Source organism: Arthrobacter sp. CAN_A2 (genome assembly GCF_015752045.1).
In the GTDB taxonomy this organism is placed as follows: domain Bacteria; phylum Actinomycetota; class Actinomycetes; order Actinomycetales; family Micrococcaceae; genus Arthrobacter_D.
The window spans coordinates 1-13,490 of record NZ_JADOUS010000011.1; the positions used below are offsets into that span (position 1 = coordinate 1).

The 13,490-nt window shown below is 64.8% G+C and carries 13 protein-coding genes and 2 tRNA genes; 6 read left to right on the forward strand and 9 right to left on the reverse strand.

The features are described 5' to 3' along the window. Positions 1 to 125 (forward strand): integrase core domain-containing protein (locus IWX63_RS14110; RefSeq protein WP_199278798.1); only part of this gene is annotated, 125 nt, incomplete at its 5' end. A gap of 11 nt (positions 126 to 136) precedes the next feature. Here the strand turns inward: IWX63_RS14110 and IWX63_RS14115 are convergent. The 3 genes from IWX63_RS14115 to IWX63_RS14125 all read right to left on the reverse strand — a co-directional run bounded on the left by IWX63_RS14115 (position 137) and on the right by IWX63_RS14125 (position 4,268). Then, positions 137 to 1,381: a hypothetical protein gene (locus IWX63_RS14115; RefSeq protein ID WP_199278799.1), complete on the reverse strand. Its 1,245-nt coding sequence runs from the start codon at positions 1,379 to 1,381 to the stop codon at positions 137 to 139. Beyond that, positions 1,374 to 2,837: an ATP-binding protein gene (locus IWX63_RS14120; RefSeq protein ID WP_199278800.1), complete on the reverse strand. Its 1,464-nt coding sequence runs from the start codon at positions 2,835 to 2,837 to the stop codon at positions 1,374 to 1,376. The genes IWX63_RS14115 and IWX63_RS14120 overlap by 8 nt, the downstream gene beginning before the upstream one ends. A gap of 519 nt (positions 2,838 to 3,356) precedes the next feature. After that, positions 3,357 to 4,268, reverse strand: coding sequence for a hypothetical protein (locus IWX63_RS14125; RefSeq protein ID WP_199278801.1), 912 nt, complete (start codon positions 4,266 to 4,268; stop codon positions 3,357 to 3,359). Between the two features lie 196 nt (positions 4,269 to 4,464). Here IWX63_RS14125 and IWX63_RS14130 point away from each other — a divergent pair, with 196 nt between their 5' ends. Then, positions 4,465 to 4,602, forward strand: coding sequence for a hypothetical protein (locus IWX63_RS14130; protein WP_199278802.1), 138 nt, complete (start codon positions 4,465 to 4,467; stop codon positions 4,600 to 4,602). Between the two features lie 133 nt (positions 4,603 to 4,735). Here the strand turns inward: IWX63_RS14130 and IWX63_RS14135 are convergent. The 3 genes from IWX63_RS14135 to IWX63_RS14145 all read right to left on the reverse strand — a co-directional run bounded on the left by IWX63_RS14135 (position 4,736) and on the right by IWX63_RS14145 (position 5,929). Next, a tRNA-Ser gene (locus tag IWX63_RS14135) sits at positions 4,736 to 4,825 on the reverse strand. Between the two features lie 58 nt (positions 4,826 to 4,883). After that, complete coding sequence (locus IWX63_RS14140) at positions 4,884 to 5,372, reverse strand: pyridoxamine 5'-phosphate oxidase family protein (protein ID WP_199278803.1); 489 nt, start codon at positions 5,370 to 5,372, stop codon at positions 4,884 to 4,886. 62 nt (positions 5,373 to 5,434) lie between these two features. Beyond that, positions 5,435 to 5,929: a nucleoside deaminase gene (locus IWX63_RS14145; protein WP_199278804.1), complete on the reverse strand. Its 495-nt coding sequence runs from the start codon at positions 5,927 to 5,929 to the stop codon at positions 5,435 to 5,437. 23 nt (positions 5,930 to 5,952) lie between these two features. Here IWX63_RS14145 and upp point away from each other — a divergent pair, with 23 nt between their 5' ends. The 3 genes from upp (at position 5,953) to IWX63_RS14160 (ending at position 8,438) form a co-directional block, all read left to right on the forward strand. Next, positions 5,953 to 6,588, forward strand: a complete 636-nt coding sequence (gene upp, locus IWX63_RS14150; RefSeq protein ID WP_199278805.1) for a uracil phosphoribosyltransferase — start codon at positions 5,953 to 5,955, stop codon at positions 6,586 to 6,588. Positions 6,589 to 7,042: 454 nt separating this feature from the next. After that, positions 7,043 to 7,864: a winged helix-turn-helix domain-containing protein gene (locus IWX63_RS14155; protein ID WP_199278806.1), complete on the forward strand. Its 822-nt coding sequence runs from the start codon at positions 7,043 to 7,045 to the stop codon at positions 7,862 to 7,864. Between the two features lie 37 nt (positions 7,865 to 7,901). Then, complete coding sequence (locus IWX63_RS14160; protein ID WP_199278807.1) at positions 7,902 to 8,438, forward strand: SixA phosphatase family protein; 537 nt, start codon at positions 7,902 to 7,904, stop codon at positions 8,436 to 8,438. Positions 8,439 to 8,452: 14 nt separating this feature from the next. Here IWX63_RS14160 and IWX63_RS14165 read toward each other — a convergent pair whose 3' ends face one another. After that, positions 8,453 to 9,871, reverse strand: a complete 1,419-nt coding sequence (locus IWX63_RS14165) for a dihydrolipoyl dehydrogenase family protein (protein ID WP_199278808.1) — start codon at positions 9,869 to 9,871, stop codon at positions 8,453 to 8,455. Positions 9,872 to 9,962: 91 nt separating this feature from the next. Continuing rightward, positions 9,963 to 10,038: transfer RNA gene (locus IWX63_RS14170), tRNA-Arg, on the reverse strand. 291 nt (positions 10,039 to 10,329) lie between these two features. On the opposite strand from IWX63_RS14170, the gene IWX63_RS14175 reads away from it, so the two are divergent. Further along, positions 10,330 to 12,171, forward strand: a complete 1,842-nt coding sequence (locus IWX63_RS14175) for a phosphoenolpyruvate carboxykinase (GTP) (RefSeq protein WP_199278809.1) — start codon at positions 10,330 to 10,332, stop codon at positions 12,169 to 12,171. 75 nt (positions 12,172 to 12,246) lie between these two features. Here IWX63_RS14175 and IWX63_RS14180 read toward each other — a convergent pair whose 3' ends face one another. Further along, positions 12,247 to 13,407, reverse strand: a complete 1,161-nt coding sequence (locus tag IWX63_RS14180; RefSeq protein WP_199278867.1) for a globin domain-containing protein — start codon at positions 13,405 to 13,407, stop codon at positions 12,247 to 12,249. Positions 13,408 to 13,490: the final 83 nt, after the last annotated feature.

Sequence of the window (13,490 nt, forward strand, 5' to 3'; positions counted from 1 at the left end):
AGTATCTGGCCGACGAGTGGAAAGCTATCTATAATCATGAACGGCCCCACGGATCCCTAGACGGCATGACGCCGAACCGCTATTGGGAAAACTGGACGCAAGACAACCAATTAGCTATCGCATAGACGCTGGACTGCTAACGGGGGCCCAACCAGGTCTGCTTGTGCTTCAAGGGCAGTAGAGCCTCGACGTCGTGCAGATCGATCACCTTGTCGGTGTTCACGTCATCCTCTGTGCCAAACGTGGCCACGGCCCCGACGTAGTTGCTCGGCGCTTCGAGGCCGTAGATGAAGTCCTTGGGAAAGAGGTCCTTGTGGGTCTCGCCCTCCTTCTCGGTCTCGGCTTCATGATCGATGAGGATGTTCGCGAAGGGAGTCGCGGTGATGGCTACGTAGGAGTTCCGCGAATACTTGCTGAGGAGCTGTCGGATGAGGAAGTTCGTCTGGGTGGGGTCGTCCTCCTTGCCCGTGTTGACGGACGCGTAGTCCGACTCGTCGTCGACCAGGAGGAGCGGGAGATCGATCTTGCCATGCGACTTGGGTTGTTCGTGGGTCCAGTCAATGAGCGCCTTGAGGACGTGGACGTTCTTCTTGATGACGAAGATGAACGGATTCGGAGAATCCGAGGAAACGGTGATGCTGGTCGCATCCCGGCTAGCTTGGAGGAAGTCCTGGACGACGGTCGTCATTCCCGTCGCGTAGGTCAGTTGTTTGTTCAGCCGTCCGACCCCCACGTACCTGTCTGCTGCGGGCATACCGGTGCCCAGGCGGGAGATGTTCCTGCTGGAGTCCTTTCCCAGGAATCCCTCGTCGACGCGTATCTGTGTCTGTTGGCGCAGATACTCCGTGTTACCGGCCAGAAGCACGATCAATCGGTAACCGGCGTCCGCTGCCTTGTTGAGCAGCCCCAAGTATGTTTGTGTCTTGCCGGACTGCACGTCTCCAATGATCAGGCCTTTGCGGTCCCAAGGCCCCGGAAGCGTTGGGTCCCCGACGTAGTCGAGGATGATGTCAGTGAATTCCTCCATCTTCTCGAGGACCCGCGGAGAACGATTGCTGTTGCGCAGCCACTGCTTGTAGGTCAGCCAGCGGGTCCACTCGATGTCGTGTCTCTTCTCCGGCAGCCAGGACTTGAAGTCCTTGTCCGTGATTCCAACCCCCATCTCGACATCGATGCTCAATTTGCGCACGAGCCGCCGGTGGACTGCTGTTATGTCGTCGTCGGACACATCCGGCGCCACGACCGGTCGGAAAGCTACCAGCTGGTCCCGGAGGTGGGCCTCGCTGTAGGTGTCCTTGCTCAGGAGAGCACTGACGACTGTCTCAAGTTTTTCCGTCTGAGAACGGATGACACTGGGGTCCGAGGCGGCCTGACTAGTCATTGATTACCTTCCAAAGAAGTTCGGTGGGCGCGGGAATGAGAGCGAAAGGTTCGATCGAAGCCATGGCGGCTACGAACTGCTCAGAACCACCTCCGCCGGCTTTGTGGGCCTTCCAGAGCGCCGAGGCCATGTCCTCGAGCTCCCGATCAGGTGGTTGAAGTGGCGAGTGGCTCTCGTCCTGGCCGAGCCTGTTGTATGCGTCCTCGACGGGGAAGGTTGACTCCAGCAGCGAAAGCACTGCGGTCATCTGCGCCACATCGTCGGGGCTCATCTGCTCGGCCAGCATCTCCAGTGCTGGATGCTGTCGATTGATCTCGTATCTGAAGGTGCCCCGGTCATCGACGACATTCCACACAGGACTTGTACGTGACTGTTCCTGGACGATGCGGCCCCGATAGAGGTGCACACGTTTGCTCGGTTCCACTATTCGACCGGCGATCCGGCGAAGATTCTCCCGGATCTGGGGTGGTGGTGTCGCTGAGGCTTTCTTGATGTCCAAGGACCACAGATGATCCAGCGTATTCGGAATATCCACCTTGACCCTGGCAAGTTTTCCCATGTCATCCTTGGGAGCTATACGGAACCACGTACCCCAGATGACCAAGCGTCGCCCGCGGTAGATGTAGAAGCCCTGGCTGTCGCGCACGCGGCCGGCGACTTGGGCCCGTTTCCTCTCCACTGTCGTCATCCGGCTCAGATGCGGCAGCGTGTACGGCTGGACGTCGATCCGCTCCCCATCGACGGAGAAGGACTCCGATGGTCCGATCTGAGTGGCCTTATGGGACTCCAAGAAGGGGTCGGAGCCTTGCACGGGGACGCGATTCAGCGAGATCTTGAGGCGTTGACCGTGTTCGCCGGCAAGAAATCTGTGGAACACAAGGGCCAAGTGATTTTTGACATCCATCATCGCGGCATCGAACGACGAGCTGAGATCGCCGACGGTCGCTTCGAGCCTGTCGAGGTTTCGCCAGATGACGAGTGTCCCCGAAGTGCGCCCGTCCAATTCGCTGAATCGGGGAAGCTCCTGCAGCTCGTCCTCGGCAAGGACGAGCAGACTCCAAGTCTGCTTTTCGATCATGTGATCGATGTCCCACTCGAAGCCGCACAGGACGCCGTCGCGCTTCGAAACGACGACCAAGTCCCGGCACTGCGACAACGATGCCGTTTTCAGTCCAAGACCGAAGCGTCCAAGGTCCTTGGGATTTCTCGACCTCATCGGGCTGGCACCAGCCAAGCGCATCGCCTCGATGGCATGCTCAGCTGTCATTCCCTCGCCGTCGTCGACCAAGGCAACGTACGGATCAGGTTGATCGCCGAAGAATATGTCGACGTTGGTGGCTTCTGCGGATATCGAGTTGTCGATGAGGTCAGCAACGGCCGTCTGAAGCGTGTAGCCGACGGCGCGCATGGACTCCATGAGATGCGGATCCGGCGGAAGGACCTGCTCGGTTGTCACTGACCCCCCAGTCATAGTTCGTGCCGTCAACATTGCCCAGCACATTGGATACTAACCGGCGGCAACGGAAAAGTATGTTTTGTCGACCTCTCGTGGAGGGCGATGATCATCAGCCATCGAGCAACGAAGGCTGAACACCGGGTACTACAGGATTCAGCGTCGTCAAGGCCACCACCGCACAGAAGCAGAACCTCGCCGCCGGCCTCGCCGGAGTCACCGAACCGAGCTACCGGTCTTACAAGGGAATTACCGAGACGGCCACCACCAACCTCGACAAGGCAGTCCTAACGAAGATGCTCGCGCGCAAGAAGCGGACCTCGGCCGCGAATCGTGAAGGCACCCCGGCAGTCAGGCCGCCTCTACCTTTTGCAAGCTCCAGGACTGGGATGGACGCTCAGTACCGCTGAAAGCGTCATCACCAACCACGCAAGAAAACACCATCGCCGACAATCAGCTCAGTAGGGGAAGGCATCGACAACCAAGTATCACCAAGACAAGGGTCTGCGCTGTGGGGGCGCGTCACTCCTCGGCCCCAATCCCATCGGACTCTTCGTCATCCGGTTCCGCCTCGCGTATGCGAATACGCTTGCACGCCGCTTTTAGCTCCTCCTCGACGATGAGATCATCGCCGATTCTGGTGATGTGGTAGTTGAAAAATTTCGCAGACGAGTGGATGAAGTGCCGTGAGACGACCTCGCCTAGGAGCGGGAGATCCTCACTTGTGTAGTAGGTAGCAACATCAAGGATTGTTGACACCCACCGGACCTTCCGGAAAAGGCTCAGCACCATGCCGATCGAGGGTTCGTATGTCGGAATCTCCAAGTCCTTCATCACACTTACCGCCGTACATTCGAGCCCGTCATCGATCAGTTCCGATCCGATTACCTTCGCCATTGCCTCCTTGACCGAGATCAGCCTGCGCACTTCCTCGGAGACGGAAGCCCTTGTAGCAAGTGCAGACCACTCGTTGTAGGTGTTGACCTTGGCGTCGTCGTTCCACAGCGAGTCGAGGTGCTCGTACCGTCCAGCTCCGTTGGCGAACCGGTCGACCATGTTCGTAAGGTCGGGGTCGAGGTCATCCGAGGGTCGGACCAGGTACTTCGCCCTACGCATCGAGGCACCAGGGCCTGCCGGCGTTAACCCTTCAACGGCATCGAGCAGGTCCCCAATCTTGTGCGAGTAGCTGCGGAGTTTGGGGAACTCCCCGTCGGCCGCGTACCCGTTACAAGCGATAGCCAGCTTGCACAGGCGTTCGAGGCCGGACGAGTACGAGTACATCCCGACGTGAAGTGCGTAATTCGAGTCTTTGCTGCCCCACTGCACCAGTGCAGGGTCTGTAGGGACGGAGCAGAGCCTCCGAAGCCCGGTCAGGGTCAGCTCTGTGGCGAACTGGGTCTCGACGACAAGGCTGTCCCAAGTGGTTGGGTTCATCTGGCCATTCAAGCCGGTTCCGGCCCATTCCGACGACAGAGAGGTGAATTAGCCTGCGCTGTGCATCCACGCTTGCCCGCCCGGGGTTTGGCAACAGACCTGAACCAGCTCACCATCGAGTTCACCAACCACGTAGTTGTAGCTTCGGAGGGTAACTAGCGCGCAATACCTCTGGGTCGTGGTTTCAGCTGCGCGGTTGAAGGTCACCCTCGACGAGCAGCTAGGCCGTGAAACCTCACCCGAGGTGAAAAGCCTGGCCGAGATCAAGCTGCCGCCAATCAAAGCTGCCGCCAATCAAAGCGCGGTCGGGTGGGCTGATGCGGAGACGACATGATGCGGCGGGCATTCGCGGGGGGAGCTCGCACCGGAGCACCTCGATGCGGCACGACTCTTCGAGATATGCACCACGGATGCACCACGAGCACCCCGAGAATGCAGAAAACCCCCAGTTTCCCGGGGGTTTTCAGTGGCGGTGACGGTGGGATTTGAACCCACGTTGGCTTTTACACCAAACAACATTTCGAGTGTTGCACCTTCGGCCGCTCGGACACGTCACCAACGCCACTACGTTACCGGGTCCGGCGCCCCAGACCCAAAACGGCCTGGGCAGAACAGCTAGGGGAGCTCGACGACGTCGTTCCTGCCGACGTCGGGCTTGGTGCCCGTCACGAGGCCCTTGACCATCTTCACGGCGGAGACGACGCGCGGCGCGTCCATGGACCAGTACTCGGCGGTATCGGCGTCGACGTGGATGAGGGCGACGGCGGGATCCTCACGACCGTTCTCGAACCACGCGGACACCGACGGTCCCCACAGCTCGTCGATCTTCGCCTGGTCCTTCGTCAGGGTCGCGGTGCCCGCGATCGAGACGTAGCCCTTGCCCGTGCTCGCTGAGACGTTGACCTGGGGGTTGGCACGGATCTCGTCGGCCTTGGGGGAGGGGTCCTCCGTGAAGAACCAGAGGTCGCCGTCGAAGTCCTTCGCCTGGAGCGCGAGGGGCCTGCTCACGAGCTGTCCGTCGAGACTCACCGTGGTAAGGATCGCGATGTGAGCCTTGCCGAGAATGTCCTGTACTTCCTTCAAGCCGTCCTGCTGATCTGCCACGTCTACTCCTTCGAAGGGGATGCTGCGGATTTCATCAGCCTACGCACTGTCACCCCTTGCCATCACGTCGGGCCGGAACCGGACCGCTGGGCCGTGAAGAACTTCGTGAGGAGCAGGGCGCACTCCTCCTCGCGGACCCCCGCGAAGACCTCGGTCCAGTGGTTCAGCCGGCGCTCGCGCAGCACGTCGAACACCGAGCCCGAGGCCCCTGCCTTCTCGTCCCATGCTCCGAACACCACGCGGGGGATGCGCGCCAGCACGGAGGCGCCGGCGCACATGGCGCACGGCTCGAGCGTCACCACCAGGGTGCAGCCGTCGAGCCGCCATCCGCCGAGGCGTGCGGAGGCAGCACGGATGGCCTGCACCTCGGCGTGGGCCGTCGGATCCCCGAGCTCCTCGCGCTGGTTCCGGCCCGTGCCGAGCACCCCGCCGTTGGGTCCGACGACGACGGCGCCGATCGGCACGTCCGCGCTCGCCCTCGTCAGTGCGGCTGCCTCCAGAGCCAGTCCCATCCACGCCCGGTGCTCGGGGAGGACGGGGAGGAGGGAGGGGGACATGGCTCCAATGGTACTTTTGAGACATGCGTGTACTGGTAGTCGACCACCCCCTGGTAGCCCACAAACTCACGGTTCTCCGGGACAAGGACACGTCGTCGCCGGTGTTCCGGCTCCTCACCGAGGAACTCGTCACCCTGCTGGCCTACGAGGCCACGCGTGACGTCCGTGTGGAGACCGTGTCCATCGAGACGCCCGTCACGAAGACCGAAGGCGTCGGGCTCGTGAAGCCCACCCCCCTTGTGGTCCCCATCCTCCGCGCCGGCCTCGGGATGCTCGAGGGCATGACGCGGCTCGTGCCGACGGCCGAGGTGGGTTTCCTCGGGATGGCCCGCAACGAAGAGACCCTCGAGGCCATCACCTACGCCGAGCGGCTGCCGGACGACCTCACCGGACGTCAGGTCTTCGTGCTCGACCCGATGCTCGCTACGGGCGGCACGCTCCGCGAGGCCATCAAGTTCCTCTTCGCCCGGGGGGCCGCGGACATCACCTGCATCTGCCTCCTCGCCGCGCCCGAGGGCCTCGCCACGCTGCAGGAGGAGCTCGAGGGCCGCAACGTCACGATCGTCCTGGCGTCGATCGACGAGCGGCTCAACGAGAAGTCGTACATCGTCCCGGGGCTCGGTGACGCCGGAGACCGTCTCTACGGCGTCGTCGGCTAGGACCGACGTTCCTGCCGCTTCGTCTCTTGACGGGTCGGCCTACTCTGCCGCCGACACTTTCAGGTACTCGAAGATGGACGAATTTTCTCGTATCCGGTATGTAGCGTGGACGCATTGCGCTGAGCTCGCGCACCGCGTCCCCTCCGAGTGCGTTCCGTCTCCGGCGTCAAGCGTCCGCATGCTGGACTATCGACCTTTGTTACTTGCGCGTAGCCAATTGTTACGTGCAATAATTCGTCACGTGAACACCCTTTCACTCGCATGTGCAGCCGCAGTCTCCTCCCCGGACGTCCTGTCCGGACCCGGCCGCTGCTGTCGTCGAATGCACGCGTAACGGTTACACCCCAACCCTTTTACGCACTTTCAAGCCCAACGGCGGGCGATCCTCTTCATCCCGACCGGGCACATCCCGCATTCGAGCCGCGATGACGGCACACTTCACGAGGTTGGTTCCATGTCAGTAAATCCGGGTTACGTCCATATCTCCCTCCGCTCGCCCCAGAGCCGCCAGGCGCGCCCGTCCTTCGGGCACGCCCTTCCCGGCCACGCGCAGCAGCCCCCGGCCTCCCCGTCCCGTCTCCAGGCCGTACCCGGCGGAGACATCGGTCCGGCCATGACGGCGCCCGTCCCCGTCGTGGCGCCCAATGGCGTCCCGGGCCCGCAGGCGGTCACCGGCGACACGACCGCGCGGGGCTTCGTGCTCTACGTCGCACTCGACGAGGCCACCGCCGCAGCGGCAGGCACCACCTTCACCAAACTGGCCCAGGACGTGCGAGCCTATGTGCGCTCGCTCGTGCCGACCGCCGAGAGCCACGCGGCCGTCGCCCTCGCCCCGGCGGATGCCCCCGGATCGGATATCGACGTCGTCCGTGCCGCCCTCGGCGATCCGACCGTCGCCCGCCGCGCCCGCCCCGAGGCCGCACCCGCACCGTCCCGGGCACAGCAGTCCCGGCCCACGGGAGTGCTCATCGACCTGTCGCGGCGCGAGGTCCACCTCGACGGCGAGACGCTGAACCTCACGTTCAAGGAGTTCGAGCTCCTGAACTACCTCGTGGAGAACGCGACCCGCACGGTGGGCCGGGAGGAACTCCTCAGCGGTCTGTGGCGGAACGCCGAGGAAGTGCCGAACGAGCGCACCATCGACGTGCACATCCGCCGGCTGCGGTCGAAGCTCGGGCGTCTGGCCAACACCGTCCGCACCGTCCGCGGTCAGGGTTACCGCTTCTACGACCACCCCGAAGTCGTGGTCTGGGCTGCTCCCGAGTACTCCATCTAGGCTGCTGGGCACGCCGGGGAAGCCCTAGACTGCGAGGATGGCCTCCCACCACCTGAAGCGACTCATGCTGCTGCGCCACGCAAAGGCCGAGTTCCAGGAGGGAGTGCCCGACCACGAACGGTCGCTCAGTTCGCGCGGCCACGCCGACGCTCCGCTCGTGGGGCGCTGGATGCTTGAGCACGACGCCGTCCCGGACTTCATCCTCGTCTCGACGGCCCTGCGCACCCGCCAGACCTGCACCTGGGTCTGCAAGGAGCTGGGGGACAAGGCGCCCACCCCCAAGCTGGAGGACGAGCTCTACGCGGCCCGTCCCTCGGAGATGCTCGCCCTCATCAACCACGTGCCGCAGACCGTGACGAGCCTGCTCGTGATCGCGCACAACCCCGGCGTCCAGGACCTGGCGATGCGCCTGGCGTCCGTCCGCTCCAGCGAGCACGCCGTCATGGACCTCGCGACGGACTACCCGACGTCGGGGCTCACCGTCATGACGTTCGACGGCTCCTGGGCGGAGCTCGACGGGCGCGACGCCGACGTCACGGACTTCGTGGTGCGCCGGGCCTCCACCCTCCGCTGACGCGACCCGGCCGGTTACAGCCCGTACTTCTCGAGCAGGCGCAGCCAGACCTCGCTGACGGTGGGGTAGGCGGGCACTGCATGCCACAGGCGGTCGAGGGGTACCTCCCCGACGATGGCGATCGTCGCGGCGTGCAGCATCTCGGACACCTCGGGCCCGGCGAAGGTGACGCCCACGACGACTTTCCGGTCCTCGTCGACGACCATCTGCGCCCAGCCCTTGTATCCGTCGGAGTGCAGGGCGGACCCGGCGACGGCGATCTCGAGGGATGTCTCGGAGGCGTCGACGCCGTCCTTCCGCGCCTGGTCGAGGGTGCGGCCCACCATGGCGATCTCCGGGTCGGTGAACACCACCTGGGGGACGGCACCCCGGTCCGCCGTCGCTGCGTAGGCGCTCCAGTCCTCGGCGGAGTCGCCGAGGGTGCCCTGTGCGCGAGCCGCAATGGCGTCACCGGTCGTGCGTGCCTCGTACTTGCCCTGGTGCGTCAGCTGGACCACGCCGCCCGCGTCACCGACGGCGTACAGCCAGCCGCCGGTGTCGGGGACGCGCCCGGTGGCGTCCCGGGTCAGCTTCTTCGGGTCCAGGCCGACGCTCTCGAGGCCGAGGCCGGAGGTGTTCGGGTGCCGTCCGGTCGAGACGAGCAGCTTCTCCGCCGTGACGGTCCGGCCGTTGCCGACGTCGAGCACGAATCCGCCGTCCTCCTGACGCACGGAGTTCGTCGCCGTGTCCGTCAGGACGATGAGTCCTTCACCGCGGAGGGCGTCGAGCACGAGGTCCGAGGCTTCCTTCGGGTAGTTGCCGAGGATCCCGCTGCGGGCGATGACGGTGACCTCGGCGCCGAGTCGCGCATAGGCCTGCGCCAGTTCGACGCCGGCCACGCCGCCGCCGAGGACGGCGAGGCTTGCGGGGATCTCCTTCGCCGACGTCGCCTCGCGGGTGGTCCAGTAGTCGAGGTCGGCGAGCCCGTCGATGGGCGGGGCGGTCGGCGTCGAGCCCGTGGCGAGCACGACGGCGTGATTCGCGCGGTAGATGGTCTCGGATCCGTCATCGTGGCTGATGGCGACTTCGCGTTCACCGGTGAGCTTCGCCCAGCCCCGTTCCAGGGTGATGCCCGTCGAGGTGACCCATTCCTCCTGTGAGGAGTCGTCCCAGCCGGAGGTGAAGGAGGTGCGGCGCTCGAGCACCTGCTCCGGGTCGAGCGCACCCGTGACTGCTTCCCGCGCACCGGCCACGCCCCGCGCCGCGTTGAGGACGGTGCCAGGACGGAGGAGGGCCTTGGACGGCATACACGCCCAGTAGGAGCATTCACCCCCGATGAGGTCGGATTCGACGAGCACCGCCGAGAGACCCCTCTCGACCACTCGTCCCGCCACATTCTCACCGACAGCGCCGGCGCCGATCACGATGACATCGATGCTCTGGGGTTCGCTCATGGGTCGAGCCTTGCATCCACCCCGGTGGGGAGCAACCCGCATGCAAAAGGCCCCGACCGGAGCCGGGGCCTTTCGTGGTCTGCATGAACCGTGGTGCGCGCGAAGGGATTCGAACCCCCAACCTTCTGATCCGTAGTCAGATGCTCTATCCGTTGAGCTACGCACGCATCTGTGGTCCGTCGATCCGCACTGCGAATGAGTCCCACAAACCGGCCGTTTGGCCGTAAATAACTCTAGCGTGGATTGTCTGCGGCGCCTAATCAGCCAGTCCGCTCCACGCGCGGTAGACCGGTCTAGGTGACCTTCATCACACCAGGGCGTAACGTAAGCGCTGGACATCGGCTCGTTGACGCGGAAGACACCACGGCCTGGGTGTGTGCTTCCTCGATCGGGCCCTTGCGTGAAATATCCCGCCCCTAGCATCGGTAGACACCATGCACCCAACGAAGGGAAGAGTAATGGGCGATCCCGTACGACAGCTCACGGTTGACACACCCCCCACTGCGCCGACCACCCACAAGCCCCTGCTCGCGTGGGTCGAGGAGGTGCGGCTGCTGACGCAGCCCGCCGACGTCGTCTGGGTGGACGGTTCGGAGGCGGAGAACCGGCGTCTCTCGGACGAACTGGTCGAGAGCGGGACGTTCGTCCGGCTCAACCCGGAGACGTTCCCCAATTCCTTTGCGGCTTTCTCGGACCCCAGAGACGTGGCCCGGGTGGAGGAGCAGACGTTCATCTGCTCCGCCGACGAACGCGAGGCGGGCTTCACGAACAACTGGATGGACCCGGCGGAGATGAAGGCGAAACTCACCGGCCTGTTCTCCGGTGCCATGCGCGGCCGCACCATGTACGTCATCCCGTTCGTCATGGGCCACCTCGACGCCGAGGACCCCAAGTTCGGCGTCGAGATCACCGACAGTGCCTACGTGGTCACGTCGATGCGCATCATGGCGACGATCGGCACCCCCGTCCTGGACCGCATGACCGAACTCGACGCCGCGTTCGTGCCGGCCCTCCACTCACTCGGCGCACCTCTCGCCGACGGCGAGGCCGACGTCCCGTGGCCCTGCAACGAGGAGAAGTGGATCGTCCACTTCCCCGAGGAGCGCTCCATCTGGTCCTACGGCTCCGGCTACGGCGGCAACGCCCTGCTCGGCAAGAAGTGCTACGCGCTGCGGATCGCATCCGTCATGGCGCGCGAGGAGGGCTGGCTGGCCGAGCACATGCTGATCCTCAAGCTCACTTCGCCCCAGGACCGGACCTACTACCTCTCCGCGGCGTTCCCCTCGGCGTGCGGCAAGACGAACCTCGCACTGCTCGACCCCACGATCGACGGCTGGAAGGTCGAGACGCTGGGCGACGACATCACCTGGATGCGCTTCGGGAAGGAGGGCGAACTGCGGGCGGTCAATCCCGAGGCGGGACTCTTCGGCGTCGCGCCCGGCACCGGCTGGCACACCAACCCGAATGCGATGCGCGCCATCGCCAAGGGCAACTCGGTCTTCACGAACGTCGCCCTCACCGACGACGGCGGCGTCTGGTGGGAGGGCATGACCGAGGAGGTGCCGGCCCACCTCACGGACTGGCAGGGCCGCGACTGGACGCCGGACATGGAGCACACCGCGGCGCACCCGAATGCCAGGTTCTGCACGCCGATCGACCAGATCGACATGCTCGCCGAAGAGTTCAACCGGCCGGACGGCGTCGAGCTCTCGGCCATCCTCTTCGGCGGACGCCGCAAGACGACGGTCCCCCTCGTCACGCAGTCCCGCAGCTGGGCGAACGGCATCTTCATGGGGTCGACGCTGTCGTCGGAGACCACGGCCGCCGCCGCGGGCGAGGTGGGCCGCGTCCGCCGCGACCCCATGGCCATGCTGCCCTTCATCGGCTACGACGCCGGCGACTACCTCCGCCACTGGCTCACCCTCAGCGCCGGAGCCGACCAGGCGCGCCTGCCGAAGATCTTCCTCGTCAACTGGTTCCGCCGCACCGCGTCCGGCGGCTTCGCCTGGCCCGGCTTCGGCGACAACTCGCGGGTGCTGAAATGGGTCATCGAGCGGCTGGAGGGTACGGCGGACGCCGTCGAGACCCCCATCGGCTTCGTCCCGACCGGGGATGCGCTCGACCTCACGGGGTTGGACATGACGCCGGCCGAGCTGGAGTCCGCCGTGCACGTCGACCGTGAGGAATGGGACGTCGAGCTCGCCTCCATCGAGGAGTGGTACGCGAGGTTCGGGGATTCGCTCCCGGACGCGCTGCAGGCCGAACTCGATGCCCTGAAGGACCGCATGTCGGCGCACTGACTACCGGCAGGGCGACGACGGCGGCCCCGCACCTTCGAAGGTGCGGGGCCGCCGTCGTCGGTCTCGATCGGCTTGTCAGCCGGCGAGCCAGATGTCCGGGCCGAAGACCTCGTAGTGGATCCTGGTCGCCGGGATGCCGGCGTTGATGGCCTCGTTGCGGATGCTCTTCATGAACGGCAGTGGACCGCACAGGTACAGCGAGGCGTTGGTCGGCAGATCCACGTCGCGCAGCGTCATGAACCCTTCCTTCGCATCCGCCTCAGGCTGTTCGAGCCAGAGCTGAAGCTCGGCGCCGTCGAGCCGCTCGACGTCGTCGGTCATCTGGGAACGCAGCGCCCAGCTGTCCAGCGTGCTCTCCGCGTGCAGGACGAGCACCTGGCGGTCCGAGCCGGACTCCGCGAGGGACCGCAGGATCGAGGCCGACGGCGTGCAGCCGATGCCGGCCGAGGCCAGGACCACGGGGTCGTCGCTGTCCTTGAGGGTGATCTCCCCGTAGGGGTTCGAGATCTCGAGGATGTCGCCGACCCGGACGTGGTTGTGCAGCACGGGGGAGACCTCACCGCCGTCGTCGAGCTTGCTGGTGAAGCTACGGCTGGTGCCGGCGTTGCCGGAGAGGGAGTACTGGCGGACCTGGCGCAGGCCGTCGGGGAGGGTGACCTTGACGCTGACGTACTGGCCCGGGAGGGCAGGGGTGATGGGGGTGTCGTCGGCCGGTTCGAGGACGAAGGTCAGCGAGCCGGTGCCGGCGGCGGTCTTGGCGGCGACCCTCCACGGGCTCCACATGGTGGTGTTGGCCTGTGCGGCGTAGAGGCCTTTCTCCAGCTTGACCAGCGCGTCGGCCATCAGCCAGTAGACCTCGGTCCAGGCTTCGGCGATCTCGGGTGTGATGACGTCGGCGAGGTCGTCGGCGATGGCCGCGAAGAGGTGTTCGTACACCACCTGGTACTGCGGTTCGGTGATTCCGAGGGAGGTGTGGCGGTGCGCGATGCGGGCGAGCACCGTCTCCGGCAGCGTTCCGGGGTTGTTCACCAGGTGCGTGGCGAAAGCGGCGATGCTCCCGGCCAGGGCCTGCTGCTGGTCGCCGTTGCGCTGGTTGGAGCGGCTGAAGAGACCGTCCATCAGTTCCGGGTGCGCTGCGAAGAGGCTGGCGTAGAACCTGGGCGTGATCTCCCCTATGCGGGACCCCACCAGTGGGAGGGTTGCCTCGATGACGGGGAAGGACTTGTCCGAGAGAATGATGGACTCCTGAGATAGTGGCCCGGGAATTCGGCCGGACCTCGGCGACGAATACTTGCATCTGATATGCATGTATTGACGCT